Source organism: Streptomyces sp. DSM 120436, from assembly GCF_055778765.1.
Map to the genome: position 1 here is coordinate 1,638,242 of NZ_JBSKBS010000001.1, position 13,442 is coordinate 1,651,683.

At 76.0% G+C, this 13,442-nt stretch carries 8 protein-coding genes and 1 tRNA gene; 7 read left to right on the forward strand and 2 right to left on the reverse strand.

What is annotated here, in order from left to right; all coding sequences use genetic code 11:
* Window positions 1-60: 60 nt before the first annotated feature.
* From tmk to ACWH4W_RS07530, 6 genes are all read left to right on the forward strand, one after another.
* Window positions 61-3,270 carry a dTMP kinase gene (tmk, locus tag ACWH4W_RS07505; protein WP_473075023.1) on the forward strand — a complete coding sequence of 1,070 codons (3,210 nt, stop codon included), beginning with the start codon at window positions 61-63 and terminating at the stop codon, window positions 3,268-3,270.
* Between the two features lie 176 nt (window positions 3,271-3,446).
* Window positions 3,447-4,652 carry a DNA polymerase III subunit delta' gene (locus tag ACWH4W_RS07510; RefSeq protein WP_473075024.1) on the forward strand — a complete coding sequence of 402 codons (1,206 nt, stop codon included), beginning with the start codon at window positions 3,447-3,449 and terminating at the stop codon, window positions 4,650-4,652.
* A 91-nt stretch (window positions 4,653-4,743) separates the two neighbouring features.
* On the forward strand, window positions 4,744-6,330 hold the full coding sequence (locus ACWH4W_RS07515) for an alpha/beta hydrolase (RefSeq protein WP_473075025.1): 1,587 nt from the start codon (window positions 4,744-4,746) through the stop codon (window positions 6,328-6,330).
* Between the two features lie 119 nt (window positions 6,331-6,449).
* Window positions 6,450-6,523: transfer RNA gene (locus ACWH4W_RS07520), tRNA-Thr, on the forward strand.
* 170 nt (window positions 6,524-6,693) lie between these two features.
* Entirely contained in the window at window positions 6,694-7,524 is an 831-nt protein-coding gene (locus ACWH4W_RS07525) for an RNA methyltransferase (protein WP_473075026.1), read from the forward strand.
* 297 nt (window positions 7,525-7,821) lie between these two features.
* On the forward strand, window positions 7,822-9,702 hold the full coding sequence (locus tag ACWH4W_RS07530) for an AfsR/SARP family transcriptional regulator (RefSeq protein WP_473075027.1): 1,881 nt from the start codon (window positions 7,822-7,824) through the stop codon (window positions 9,700-9,702).
* Here the strand turns inward: ACWH4W_RS07530 and ACWH4W_RS07535 are convergent.
* The gene (locus ACWH4W_RS07535) at window positions 9,684-11,375 is read right to left on the reverse strand and encodes a bifunctional 3'-5' exonuclease/DNA polymerase (RefSeq protein ID WP_473075028.1); all 1,692 of its coding nucleotides are present in this window, start codon (window positions 11,373-11,375) and stop codon (window positions 9,684-9,686) included. The two genes, ACWH4W_RS07530 and ACWH4W_RS07535, sit on opposite strands and share 19 nt — an antisense overlap.
* Before the next feature lie 63 nt (window positions 11,376-11,438).
* Entirely contained in the window at window positions 11,439-12,188 is a 750-nt protein-coding gene (locus ACWH4W_RS07540) for a Clp protease N-terminal domain-containing protein (protein ID WP_473075029.1), read from the reverse strand.
* Between the two features lie 87 nt (window positions 12,189-12,275).
* Here ACWH4W_RS07540 and ACWH4W_RS07545 point away from each other — a divergent pair, with 87 nt between their 5' ends.
* Complete coding sequence (locus ACWH4W_RS07545) at window positions 12,276-13,397, forward strand: DUF2786 domain-containing protein (RefSeq protein ID WP_473075030.1); 1,122 nt, start codon at window positions 12,276-12,278, stop codon at window positions 13,395-13,397.
* Window positions 13,398-13,442 lie beyond the last annotated feature (45 nt).

Genomic DNA, 13,442 nt, shown 5'->3' on the forward strand with positions numbered 1-13,442 from the left:
GCGTGTGCATGCCAGGCGCGTCGGCCCCGGGGCGCCGCCACGGGCCGATAGGCTGAACGCATGACGCGAGCCGAGCAGCCCACGGCCCCTCAACCGGCCCCCGACGACGCCCTTGTCGCGGACTCCCGCGAGCGTGCCGTCCGCGCCCTGCTGCGCCGACCGCAGGTGAAACGGCTGTGGAGCGCACAACTGGTGGGCGGGGTCGGTGACGTCCTCGCCCTCCTCGTGCTGGTGCTCCTCGCGCTCCAGGCGTCGGTCGCCGAGCAGGCGTTCGGCGGCGGGTACCGCGGAGCGGCGTTCGCAGTGGCGACCGTTTTCGGCGTGCGCACCCTGGCGATACTGCTGTTCGGCGCCGTGCTCCTCGGCCCGCTCACGTCGCTCACCTCGCGGGACGGGCCGCTGGACCGCCGCTGGACCATGGTCGGCGCGGACGGACTGCGGGCCGCGCTGCTGATCGTCGCGCCGCTGTGGATCGACTGGACGCCCGAGAACGCCCTGGCGATCCTCCTCGTGACCGCGTTCGTGGCGGGCGTCGCCGAGCGTTTCTGGACAGTGTCCCGTGAAGGCGCCGCGCCCGCCCTGCTGCCCGGGCCGCCGCCCGAGGGGGCCAGCATCCGGCCGCTGCCCGACCACCTCGACGCCCTGCGCCTCCTGTCGCTGCGCACCGGTTTCGTGGCGATACCGCTCGCCGCCCTCACGCTCGTCGTCACCGCCCTGTGCAACAACCTGCTCGGCACGGGCATCGAGTGGTTCGCGGAGCACCAGGCGGCCCTCGCCTCGTACGTCGCGGCCGGACTGTTCGCCGCGTCGCTGTCCGTCGTCACCCTCCTCGACCTGCCCGGCACCCGCACGCCCCGCCCGCGCTCGCCGCTGGAGGGCCTGCGCCCCCCGCGGGGCGCCGCCGGACCCGACAAGGGCCGTACGGGCGCGCTGCCGCTGCTGGTGCTCGCCGGCGCGTCCGTGGCCGGCGCGGTGGCGTCCGCCGTCGCCGTGTCGGTGCTGCACGCCAAGGACCTGGGCGGCGGACCCGTGCTGTTCGGCCTGATGGTGGGCGCGCTCACCGGCGGCGTGGTCGTCGGCATCCGCACGGCGCCCGCCCTGCTGCCGTCGCTGCCCCGGCGCCGGATGCTCGCCCTCACCCTCGCCTTCACGGGCGCCGCGCTGCTCGCCGCGGGACTCGTCCCGGACGTCACCAGCGTGCTGCTGGTCCTGACGCTGGCCGGCGCCGGCGCGGGCATGGCCGCCAACACCGCCCACACCCTGCTCGACCAGGAGACCGAGGAGCAGCGCCGGGCCCGGACCACCGAGCACCTGCACGCGGTCGTCCGGGTGTACGTGGGGCTCGGCGCGGTCGTCGCCCCCGTGCTGGCGTCGGCGATCGGCCCGCACCGCCTGGAGAGCGGCAGGTTCGTCTTCGCGCACGGCGGCGCCGCCTTCACGCTCATGCTCGTCGGCGCCCTGCTGTTGCCGGTCGCCGCGCTGGTGCTGGCCAAGGTCGACGACCGCTCCGGGGTGCCGCTGCGGCAGGACCTGCGGGACGCCCTCCTCGGCGGCGACGACCCCGGCCCCGCGCCCGCGGGCTCCGGCTTCTTCATCGCCCTGGAGGGCGGCGACGGCGCCGGGAAGTCCACCCAGGCCGAGGCCCTCGCCGACTGGATCCGCTCCAAGGGCCACGAGGTCGTCCTCACCCGCGAGCCCGGGGCGACCCCGGTCGGCAAGCGGCTGCGCTCGATCCTGCTGGACGTCTCCAGCGCCGGCCTCTCGCACCGCGCCGAGGCCCTGCTGTACGCGGCGGACCGCGCGGAGCACGTGGACACCGTGGTGCGCCCGGCGCTGGAGCGCGGCGCGGTGGTCATCAGCGACCGCTACATCGACTCCTCCGTCGCCTACCAGGGCGCCGGGCGGGACCTGTCGCCGACCGAGATCGCCCGCATCAACCGCTGGGCCACCGCCGGACTCGTACCGCACCTGACGGTACTGCTCGACGTGGAGCCGGAGACCGCGCGGGAACGGTTCACCGAGGCGCCGGACCGGCTGGAGTCGGAGCCCGCGGAGTTCCACGCGCGCGTGCGCTCCGGTTTCCTCACCCTGGCCGCCGCCGACCCCGGCCGCTACCTGGTGGTCGACGCGGGCCAGGAGCCGGAGGCCGTCACCACGGTCATCCGGCACCGCCTCGACCGCGTCCTGCCGCTGTCCGAGGCCGAGATCGCCGCGCGCGAGGAGGCGCGCCGCAAGGCCGAGGAGGAGGCCCGCCGCAAGGCGGAGGAGGAGGCGGCCCGCAAGGCCGAGGAGGAACGCCTGGAGCGGGAGCGCCAGGAGCAGCTCGCCCGGCTGCGCGCCGAGGAGGAGGAGCGCAAGCGGCGCGAGCTGGAGGAGGCGCAGCGGCGCGAGGCCGAGCGGCAGGCGGAGGAGGCCCGGCAGCGGGCCGAGGAAGCGCGCCGCCGCGCCGAGGAGGAGCGTCAGCGGCTGCTCGCCGAGGAGAAGGCGCGCGCCGAGGCCGAGGCGCGCCGCAAGGCCGAGGAGGAGCGCCGCCGCAAGCAGGCGGAGGAGGAGGCGCGGCTGCGCGCCGAGGCCGAGGCGCAGCGCCTGGAGAAGCAGCGCAAGGCCGAGGAGGCCCTGCTGCGCGCGGAGCAGGCCCGTCAGCTCGCCGAGCGCGCGGCGGCCGCGGCGGAGGCGGGACCGCGGAACACGGTGACGCCGTCCGACGCCCCGGACCGGCCCGCCCCGGCCCCGTCCGCCGCGGCCCCGTCCGCCGCGGGCCGGGACGCCGACGAGGCGCTGACCGTGCCGACGCCGGTGGTGACGCCGACGAACGCGGCGGGCGGACCGGTGGACGAGACGGCCGTCCTGCCCCGGGTGCGGGACGAGGACGGCGTACGCGACGCGGACCGCGCGGCGCCGGCCGACGCCGAGGTGACGACCCAGTTGCCCAGGCCGCAGGTGCCGGACGCCGCGGACGGGCCGGCGGACGAGACGGCCGTCCTGCCCCGGGTCACGCCGGACGCCGCCGACGAGACGGCGGTGCTGCCCCCGGTGCGCGCGGGCGAGCCCGGTCCCGCGGGCGGCGCGGAGGGCCCCGAGGACCGTACGCGTGAGCTGCCGCAGGTCGACGCCGGGAGTGCCCCGCGCCGCCGGGAGCGCCCCGACTGGGCGGAGGAGACCCCGCTGGACGACCTGCCGTCGCTGGCCGACGAACTGCTCGGCCCGCACGCGGACGACCACGGCGACGACGAGGGCCGTGGCGACGACGGGCGTCGGCGGCGGCGCTGAGGGGCGGGTGCCACGCGCCGGGCGGGCCTTGGGGCGCGCCCGGCACGGCTTGTGCCGGGCGGATCTTCGGGCGCGCCCGGCACGGCCGCTGTCGGACGGCCGGGACCGGGGTGTCGGTGCGGACCCGCACAATGGATCCGGCAAGGCACGACGCTGACGGAAGGGCGGGCTGACCCATGACCGTGTGGGACGACCTCGTCGGGCAGGAGCGGGTGAGCGAACAGCTCGCCGCCGCAGCCCGGGACGCCGACGCGTCCGTCACCGCCGCGGCGAGCGACGCCCCCCCGCCCGAGGCGTCCCGCATGACGCACGCGTGGCTGTTCACGGGCCCGCCCGGCGCGGGCCGCAACCAGGCGGCGCGCGCCTTCGCCGCCGCGCTCCAGTGCGTCAGCCCCGACCGGGCCCTCGGCGGCGTCCCCGGCTGCGGCTTCTGCGACGGCTGCCACACCGCGCTCGTCGGCACCCACGCCGACGTCTCGACGGTCGCCGCCGTCGGCGCGGAGATCCTGGTCAAGGACATGCGCGACACCGTCCGCAAGTCGTTCACCGCCCCGGCGAACGGCCGCTGGCAGGTGATCCTCGTCGAGGACGCCGAGCGGCTCAACGAGAAGTCCGCCAACGCCGTCCTCAAGGCCGTCGAGGAGCCGGCGCCCCGCACGGTCTGGCTGCTGTGCGCCCCCTCCCTCGAGGACGTCCTGCCGACGATCCGCTCCCGCTGCCGCCACCTCAACCTCAGCACGCCGTCGGTGGACGCCGTCGCCGACATGCTGATCCGGCGCGAGGGCATCGAGCCGGACGTCGCCGCCGCCGTCGCCCGCGCCACCCAGGGCCACGTCGACCGGGCGCGTCGCCTGGCCACCGACCCGGCCGCCCGCGCCCGCCGCGCCGCCGTGCTGAAGCTGCCGCTGCGGGTCGAGGAGGTCGGCGGCGCGCTGAGGGCCGCGCAGGAGCTCGTCGACGCGGCCGCCGAGGACGCCAAGCAGCTCGCCGAGGAGCGGGACGGCAAGGAGACCGAGGACCTGAAGGCGGCGCTCGGCGCGGCCCAGGGCGGCCGCCTCCCGCGCGGCACGGCGGGCGTGGTCAAGGACCTGGAGGACATGCAGAAGCGGCGCAGGACCCGCACCCAGCGCGACAGCCTCGACGTCGCCCTGGCCGACCTCACCAGCTTCTACCGCGACGTCCTCGCCCTGCAGCTCGGCTCCCGCATCGCGCTGGCCAACACGGACGCCGAGGACGCGCTGGAGCGCCTGGCCCGCGGCAGCACCCCCGAGTCCACGCTGCGCCGGATCGAGGCGATCGCGGCCTGCGGCAAGGCCCTGGACCGCAACGTGGCGCCCCTGCTGGCGGTGGAGGCGATGACGATGGCGCTCAGGGCGGGCTGAGCGGGGCTCGCCGGCGGGGCGGCCGTCACTCGTCCGGGGCACGGCGTGTGCGCAGCGCGTCCATCCGGTCGCTCACGGTTACGCTCGCGGCATGCACACAAGGCGCACCCCACGCAGGACCCGTACCGCAGCCGCCCTGTTCACGGCGGCCGCGCTGTTGCTGGCGGGCTGCTCCTCCGGGAGCTCGACGGGCGGGGCCACCTCGCCGGTGGCGGGAGCGGCCGCCGCCCTCGCCCCGCTGCCCGGCCCGACGCCCGCGGCCCTCGCCCCGTACTACGCACAGGAACCGGCGTGGCGCGACTGCGGCGTCCCCGAGTTCCAGTGCGCCACGGTCAGGGCGCCGCTCGACTACGCCGAACCGTCCGCGGGGGACGTCCGCCTCGCCGTCGCCCGCAAGAAGGCCACCGGCCCCGGCGAGCGGCTGGGCTCCCTGCTGGTCAACCCCGGCGGGCCGGGCGGCTCGGCGGTCGGCTACCTCCAGATGTACGCGGGCGTCGGCTACCCGGCCGAGGTGCGCGCCCGCTACGACATGGTGGCCGTCGACCCGCGCGGCGTGGCCCGCAGCGAGCCCGTCGAGTGCCTGGACGGGCGCGAGATGGACGCGTACACCCGCACGGACATCACGCCGGACGACGAGAAGGAGACCGAGGCGCTGGTCGCGGCGTACCGGACGTTCGCCGAGGGCTGCGGGGCGGACGCGCCGGGGCTGCTGCGCCATGTGTCGACCGTCGAGGCGGCCCGGGACATGGACATCGTGCGCGCGGTGCTGGGCGACGAGAAGCTGACGTACGTGGGCGCCTCGTACGGCACCCTGCTGGGCGCGACGTACGCGGGGCTGTTCCCGGAGCGGACCGGGCGGCTGGTGCTGGACGGCGCGATGGACCCGTCGCTGAGCGCGCGCCGGCTCAACCTGGAGCAGACGGAGGGCTTCGCCACGGCGTTCACGGCGTTCGCGAAGGACTGCGTGCGGCGGAGCGACTGCCCGCTGGGCGGCAAGGGCACGTCGCCGGAGCGGGTCGGCGAGAACCTGAAGACGTTCTTCGACGGGCTCGACGCCCGCCCGCTGCCCGCCGGCGACGCCGAGGGCCGCGAGCTGACCGAGTCGCTGGCGACGATGGGCGTGATCGCCGCGATGTACGACGAGGCGGCCTGGCAGCGGCTGCGCGAGGCGCTGACGGCGGCGATGGAGGAGAAGGACGGAGCGGGACTGCTCGTCCTGTCCGACAGCTACTACGAGCGGGACGCGGGCGGCGCGTACAGCAACCTGATGTCCGCCAACGCGGCCGTGAACTGCCTCGACCTGCCGCCCGCCTTCGAGAGCCCGGAGCAGGTCCGCGAGGCGCTCCCCGAGTTCGAGAAGGCGTCCCCGGTCTTCGGCGAGGGCCTCGCCTGGGCCGCGCTGAACTGCGCCTACTGGCCGGTGCGGGCCACGGGGGAGGCACAGCGCATCGAGGCGAAGGGCGCGGCGCCGATCGTGGTCGTCGGCACGACCCGGGACCCGGCGACCCCGTACCGCTGGGCCCAGGCCCTGGCCGGCCAGCTCTCCTCGGCCCGCCTCCTCACCTACGACGGCGACGGCCACACCGCGTACGGCCGCGGCAGCTCCTGCGTCGACTCCGCGATCAACGCGTACCTGATCGACGGCACCCCTCCGGCGGACGGGAAGCGCTGCTCGTAGACGGTACGGCCGCCCCCGGAGGCGACGGCCCCGCCCCGCCTCCGGGGGCGGTACGGAGCACCCCCGGAAACTGTGTAGACTTACCGACGTCGCTGATCGCACCATGGTGCGCACGGCACGCCGCCTTAGCTCAGATGGCCAGAGCAACGCACTCGTAATGCGTAGGTCTCGGGTTCGAATCCCGAAGGCGGCTCTTTCCAGGACCAGGTCAGAATCGTCTGACCTGGTCCTTTTCGTGGTACGGGGGAGGGGCTGCGGTCCAGCCCCCTGTAGCCTGCCGGGTGCCCGGCGCCGTGTTCCGCCCGGGCGGCCAGGCGCCCGGACGACCGGGACCGCGACGATCATCTTCGGCTTGGAGGACGGGTGGCAGTGCAGCGGATCACGACCCGCAACGCCCGTTTCCAGCAGCTGCGCACGCTGCTCGACAACCGCACCAAACGAGGGCGTGCGAAGGAGTTCCTCGTCCAGGGCGTACGGCCGATCACGATGGCCGTGGAGCACGGCTGGACCGTTCGGTCCCTGCTCTACGACGCCGGCCGCCCGCTCTCCCGATGGGCCGAGGACCTCCTGCGCGGTGCCGGCGCCGAGCGCGTCGCGATGGCGCCGGAGCTGCTCGCCGAGCTGAGCGAGAAGGCCGACGGGACCGCGGAGGTCCTGGCGGTGGTCGAGATGGCGCCGGACAGCCTGTCCCGGATCGAGGTGCGCGACGACTTCCTCGGTCTGGTCTTCGACCGGCCGACGCAGCCCGGCAACATCGGCAGCATCGTGCGATCGGCGGACGCCTTCGGCGCGCACGGACTCGTCGTGACGGGGCACGCGGCGGACCCGTACGACCCCAAGTCGGTGCGCGCCTCCACGGGTTCCCTCTTCTCCGTGCCGGTGGTGCGGAGCCGGTCGCACCACGAGGTCATGGAGTGGCTGGAGGAGGAGCGCGCGCAGGGGCGGCCGGTCGTCGTCGTCGGCACGGACGAGGACGGTGACGCCGACGCCTCGGAGTTCGACCTGACCCAGCCGGTGCTGCTGCTCGTCGGCAACGAGACCGCGGGCCTCAGCGCGGCCTGGCGAGACCTCTGCGACCAGGTGATCAGCATTCCGATGACGGGTTCGGCCAGCTCCCTGAACGCGTCGAACGCGGCCTCCGTCGTCCTCTACGAGGCCCGCCGTCAGCGTCTGGCGAAGCAGCGCGCGGTGTGACCTGCCGAGGCCGCGTCCGGGCCTTGCCGCTCACTGCTTCCTTGCGGACCACGAGGGCGTGTCCCGGGTGACCAGGGCGTGGAGGGAAAGACCGAGGCCCCGGCCGTTCACCTCTGGCGACCGGGGGTCCTCGTGGGGCGGATCGGGCGCGGCGGCGACACTCCCCCGAGTTGCGCGACGCGCGCGCACCCCCTGGCCGGATCCGATGTAGTGATCACATCAAACCTTGCCAACGGATGGCTAACATAAGGCCAACGGATTCCCGTTCGGTCACCCGGAAGGCAGGAGGGGCGCGGCGTGACACGGCGCGGGCTGCGCTTCGGACTGCTGGGGACGCCGGTCCTCTACGGCGGTCGGCCGGACGGCGGTGAGCCGGGCCCCGGTGAGCCGGCCGGCCGGCCGGGCGACGTCCCCGTGCGCCCTGTGACCAGCCCCAAGCTGCGCACCCTCCTCGCCGTGCTGCTGCTCGACGCCGGGCGGGTCGTCTCCGTCGAGGCGTTGAAGGAGGCCCTGTGGGGCGGCGCCCCGCCCGTCTCCGCCCTGCCCTCGCTGCACAACCACGTCGCCCGTCTGCGCCGCCTCCTCGATGACCCCGGCCGGCTCCTCACCGTGCCTACGGGGTACGTCCTCCGCGTCGACGAGGGTGAACTGGACGTCCAGGTCTTCGACAGCCAGGTCGCCGCCGCCCGTGCCGCCCGCGCCGAGGGCGACTGGGAGCGGGTGCGCCGGGCGTGCGGGGCCGCGCTCGGGCTGTGGCGGGGGAGTCCGCTGGGCGGTCCGGCCCCCGAGGTGGGCGGGTACGCCCTCGTCCGCCGGCTCGAAGAGGCGCGGCTGCTCCTCCTGGAGTGGCGGTACGACGCCGAACTCGCGCTGGGCGGCGACCGTCTCGCCGATCTCGTGCCCGAGCTGGCCGCCCTGGCCGCCGAGCATCCGCTGCGCGAGGTCTACCACCGCCAGCTCATGCTCGCCCTGCACCGCACCGGCCGTCAGGCGGAGGCCCTCGTCGTCCACCGCGACCTGCGGGCCCGGCTCACCGACGAACTCGGCGTCGAGCCGGGGCGGTCCGTGCGCGAGGCCCATGTGGAGGTGCTGCGCGGGAGTGAGGCGCGCACGGGCGGGGGACCGGGGGACGCCTCCGGGCGGGTGCGGCCCGCTCAGCTTCCGCCCGCCCCCGTCCCCTTCGTGGGGAGGGACCGCGTGCGGGAGGACGTCGCCCGGGTGCTCTCCGGTGCGGGCGAGACCGGCGCCGTCGTCATCAGCGGGACCGCCGGCGTCGGCAAGAGCGCCCTCGCGCTGCATGTCGCGCACGGTCTGGCGGAACGTTTCAGCGGAGGGCAGCTGTACCTCGGTCTGCGCGGCACGGGAGCCGGTTCGACCCCCCTCACCGCCGGGCAGGCCCTCACCGCGCTCCTCCGCGACCTGGGCGTCCCCTCCCGCGACATCCCCGGTCACCCCGACACCGCCTCCGCGTTGCTGCGGTCCCTGCTCGCGCCCACCCGCACCCTCCTCGTGCTGGACGACGCCGCGAGCGCCGCCCAGGTACGGCCGCTGCTGCCCGCCGGTCCCGGGTGTGCCGTGATCGTCACCAGCCGGTCGCCCCTCACCGCCCTCGACGGCGCCGCACGCGTCCCGCTCGGGCCGTTGGGCGACGAGGAGAGCGCCGCGCTGCTGCGGGCCGCGTCCGGGCGGGACGGGATCTCCGCCCGGCATCCGCTGGTCGCGCTCAGCGGGCGGCTCCCGCTGGCGCTGCGGGTGGTCGCGGCCCGGCTCGCCGCCCGCCGGGCCCTCACCCCCGACGCGCTCGCCACCCGGCTCGCCGCCGCGGACAGCAGGCTGGACCTCCTCGACCACGACGACCTCAGCGTCCGCCGCTCCCTGGGCGCCGCCTTCGACGCGCTCACCGCCTCCGGGCGCCGGGCCGACCAGGACGCCGCCCTCGCCCTGCGGCACATCGGCGCCCTCGACCTGCCCTTCTGCGACGCCCCGTCGCTGGCCCGGCTCACCGGTGTCGACGAGGCGCGGGCCGAGGCGGCGCTGGAGCGGCTGGTCGACGCGGCCCTGCTGGAGGAGACCGCGTACGGGCGCTTCGAGCCGTACGACCTCGTCCGGGATCTCGCCCGGGAACGGGCGGCGGAGCCCCGCACGCTCCCGCCGGGGTGTCACTTCGCGTCGGCGTAGCACTCCACCACCGCCGTGGTGAACGGGAACCGCACCGGGGTCTGCCCGAACGCGATCCGTCCCGCCCGCTCGGCGGCCCGCCGGACCGCCGCCGTCACGGCCTCCGCCTCCTCCTCGGGGCAGTGCACGATCACCTCGTCGTGCTGGAAGAAGACCAACTCCGCCGCCATGCCGGTCAGGGCCTGGCGGAGTCCGGCGAGGAGCAGCAGCGCCCAGTCGGCCGCGCTGCCCTGCACCACGAAGTTGCGGGCGAAGCGGCCGCGGGCGCGGGCGTCGGTCGAGGAGTGACCGGGGACCCACGGGCGGGTCTCGGAGTCCGGCTCGTCCTGGGCGACCGGGATGCCCGCCTCCCCGTCCGCCTCGTCCGCAGGACGGACGGCCGGCGGGCAGGTGCGGCCCAGCCAGGTGCGGACCAGCCGGCCCTCCTCGCCCGCGCGGGCCGCCTCGTCGACGTAGGCCACGGCCCTGGGGAAGCGGCGGCGCAGCGCGGCGAGGTTCTTCAGGCCGTCGCCGGAGGTCTGCCCGTACACCGCGCCGAGGACGGCGATCTTGGCGCGGTCGCGGTCGCCGGAGAAGGCGCGCTCGGACACCGCCTGGTAGAGGTCGCTCTCCCGGCCGGCCACCTCCATCAGCCCGGGGTCGCGGGAGATCGCCGCCAGGACGCGCGGTTCCATCTGGGCGGCGTCGGCGACGACGAGCCGCCAGCCGGGGTCGGCGACCGCCGCGCGGCGGATCACCTTGGGGATCTGCAGCGCGCCCCCGCCGTGGGTGACCCAGCGGCCGGTCACCGTGCCGCCCGCGAGGAACTCCGGCCGGAAGCGGCCGTCGCGCACCCAGTCCTGCAGCCAGGACCAGCCGTGGGCCACCCAGATCCGGTACAGCCTCTTGTACTCCAGGAGCGGCTTCACCGCCGGGTGGTCGACCGACCCCAGCTCCCAGCGGCGGGTCGAGGTCACCTTGACGCCCGCCTGCGCGAACGCCTTGATCACATCGGCCGGCAGGTCGGGCCGCACCCGGCGGCCGAAGGCGGCGGACACCTCCTCCGCCAGCTCGGCCAGCCGGCGCGGCTCGCCGCCGCCCGCGTAGCGCTCGCCGAGCAGGTCGTGCAGCACCGCGCGGTGCACGTCCGCCCGCCAGGGCAGCCCCGCGCGGTTCATCTCGGCGGCGATCAGCATGCCCGCCGACTCGGCGGCGGTCAGCAGCCGCATCCGGTCGGGGTGCGCGGTGGCGTCGGTGCGCCGCTGCTGCCCGGCGTAGACCGCGAGCAGGTCGGCCAGCGGCAGCGGCGCCGCCCGCGGGTCGAACAGCGAGGACTGGGCGCCCGGCTCCGCGTGCCGCTGCGGCGGGTCGGGCGGCACCGGGCCGCCGCGCAGCCGGGCCAGCGCGGCCGCGGCCGAACGCGGCTCCCCGTACCGCCCCTCGTGGCCGAGGAGCAGGGTCTCGGCGGCCTCGACGTCGTACGCGCGCTCCACTCGCACCCCCGTGGCGAGCAGACGCGGGTAGACCTCGGCGGTGGACCGCCACACCCACCGGGTGACGCCCGGGCGGCTCCGCACGGCCTCGGCGAGGTCCGCCTCGCGCCGCACCGGGCCGGAGGGCAGCCCGTCCGGGCCGAGGGGGGCGACGTCCACGCCACCGTCCTCGGCCGGAGCGAGCGCCCACCGGCCGGTCATGCACGCGAGTGTTCCAGGGGGGTGTGACAACGGCCCGGTGGGAGCGGTCCGGCCGGGGCCGGGTCAGTCCTCCTGCGCCGGCTCGTCCCCCGTGGTCGTCTCGACGTACTGCGCGAGCACGTCGGTCACGTACCGCTCGGTGGCGGCCTTGGTGACGCCGAGGCCGCTGAGCACGCCCGTGCCGTTCTCGTGCTCGAGGAGGGCGAGCAGGAGGTGCTCGGTGCCGATGTAGTTGTGGCCGAGGCGCAGCGCCTCGCGGAAGGTCAGCTCCAGGACCTTCTTGGCCGCCGAGCCGTACGGCACCAGCTCCGGGGCGTCCTCGACGGCGGGCGGGAGCGCCGCGCGCGCGGCCTCGCGGACCGCGTCCGCGGTGACGCCCTGCTCGGTGAGGGCCATGACGGCCAGGCCCTGCGGTTCGGCCAGCAGACCGAGGACCAGGTGCTCGGGGACACCCTCGGCGTTGCGGGCGGCCTGCGCCTCGTTGTGCGCGGCCATGACGGTGTTGCGGGCGCGGGGCGTGAAGCGGTTGAAGCCCTGGTTCGGGTCGAGGTCGTTGCCTCCCTGGGGGACGAAGCGCTTCTGGGCGGCCTGCCGGGTGACGCCCATGCTCTTGCCGATGTCCGTCCAGGAGGCGCCGGAGCGCCGGGCCTGGTCGACGAAGTGGCCGATCAGGTGGTCGGCGACGTCGCCGAGGTGCTCGCCGGCGAGCACCGCGTCCTGGAGCTGTTCGAGCGGTTCGTCGTGGACCTTCTTGATGGCCGCGATGAGGTCGTCGAGACGGACGGATGACGTGATGGCGGGGTTCGTCGTCATGTGTCAACCGTAAGTTGACAGTGCGGGGGCGTCAACCCTTGGTTGACACTTTCGGGTGACGGGCCGCCGCGTGGCACGATCGGCCCTGTGAGTACGTCCGGCACCATCGACCGCGCCTTCCGCACCGCCCTCTACGACACGGGCGACGACACCCTCGACACGGGCGCCTCCCTGCTCGCCGCCGACCCCGCTGCGGACGCCGAACTCGCCCGGCGCGGCGAGGACTTCGTGGAGTCCGCCTGGCAGCGCGGCTGGCAGCCCGCCGACGTCGTGCGGGTGGTGCGCCGGGAACTGGACGAGGCGCACGTACGCCTGGCCGCCTCGCTGATCCGTGCCCAGGCGCAGCGCGACGGCCGGCCGCGCGGGCCGCGCTGGAGGGCCCAGATCGACGAGCTGCCGACGTCCGGTCCCGCCCCGCTCGGCGAGCGGTTCTCGCAGGCCACCGTGGTGTTGGAGCTGTACCGGCTGCTGCTGCGGCTGCCCGCGCTGGAACCCCTCGACGAAATCACGGCGCCCGCCGCCGGACGGGAGCGGCGGCCGGAGTCGCGCCTGCTCGGCCGGATCCGGGCGCTGCTGGCGAAGGCGGAGGCGACGGGGTTCCCGGAGGAGGCGGAGGCGCTGAGCGCCAAGGCGCAGGAGCTGATGGCGCGGCACAGCGTCGACGAGGCGCTGCTCGCCGCGCGGGCCCCCGCCGGGGAAGGGCCCGACGCCTGCCGGATCGGCATCGACCCGCCGTACGAGCAGGCCAAGGCGGTGCTGCTGGACGCGGTCGCCTCGGCGAACCACTGCCGGGCGGTGTGGAACGAGCCGTTCGGCTTCTCCACGGTGGTCGGTTTCACGCCCGACCTGGAGGCGGTCGAGCTGCTCCACACCTCGCTGCTGGTGCAGGCGACCACCGCCATGACCAAGGCGGAGGCCGCGCAGCGGGCGGGCGGGCGCAAGCGCACCAAGACCTTCCGGCAGTCCTTCCTCGCCGCCTACGCGCACCGCGTCGGGGCGCGGCTCGCGGCCGCCGCCGAAGCGCCGGTGAGCGACGACCTGCTCCCGGTCCTCGCCTCCCGGGAGGCCGCGGTCACCGAACGGACGGACCGGCTGTTCCCGGAGACGACCGCCACGCGCCTGCGCGGGGTGAGCGACGCGGCCGGCTGGGAGGAGGGCGCCCGCGCGGCCGACGAGGCGCAGGTGCGGGGGCGGACGCGACTGCCGTGACGCGCCGCGTCCGGTGAACGCCGCTGATCAGCTGGTGCCGTCTGC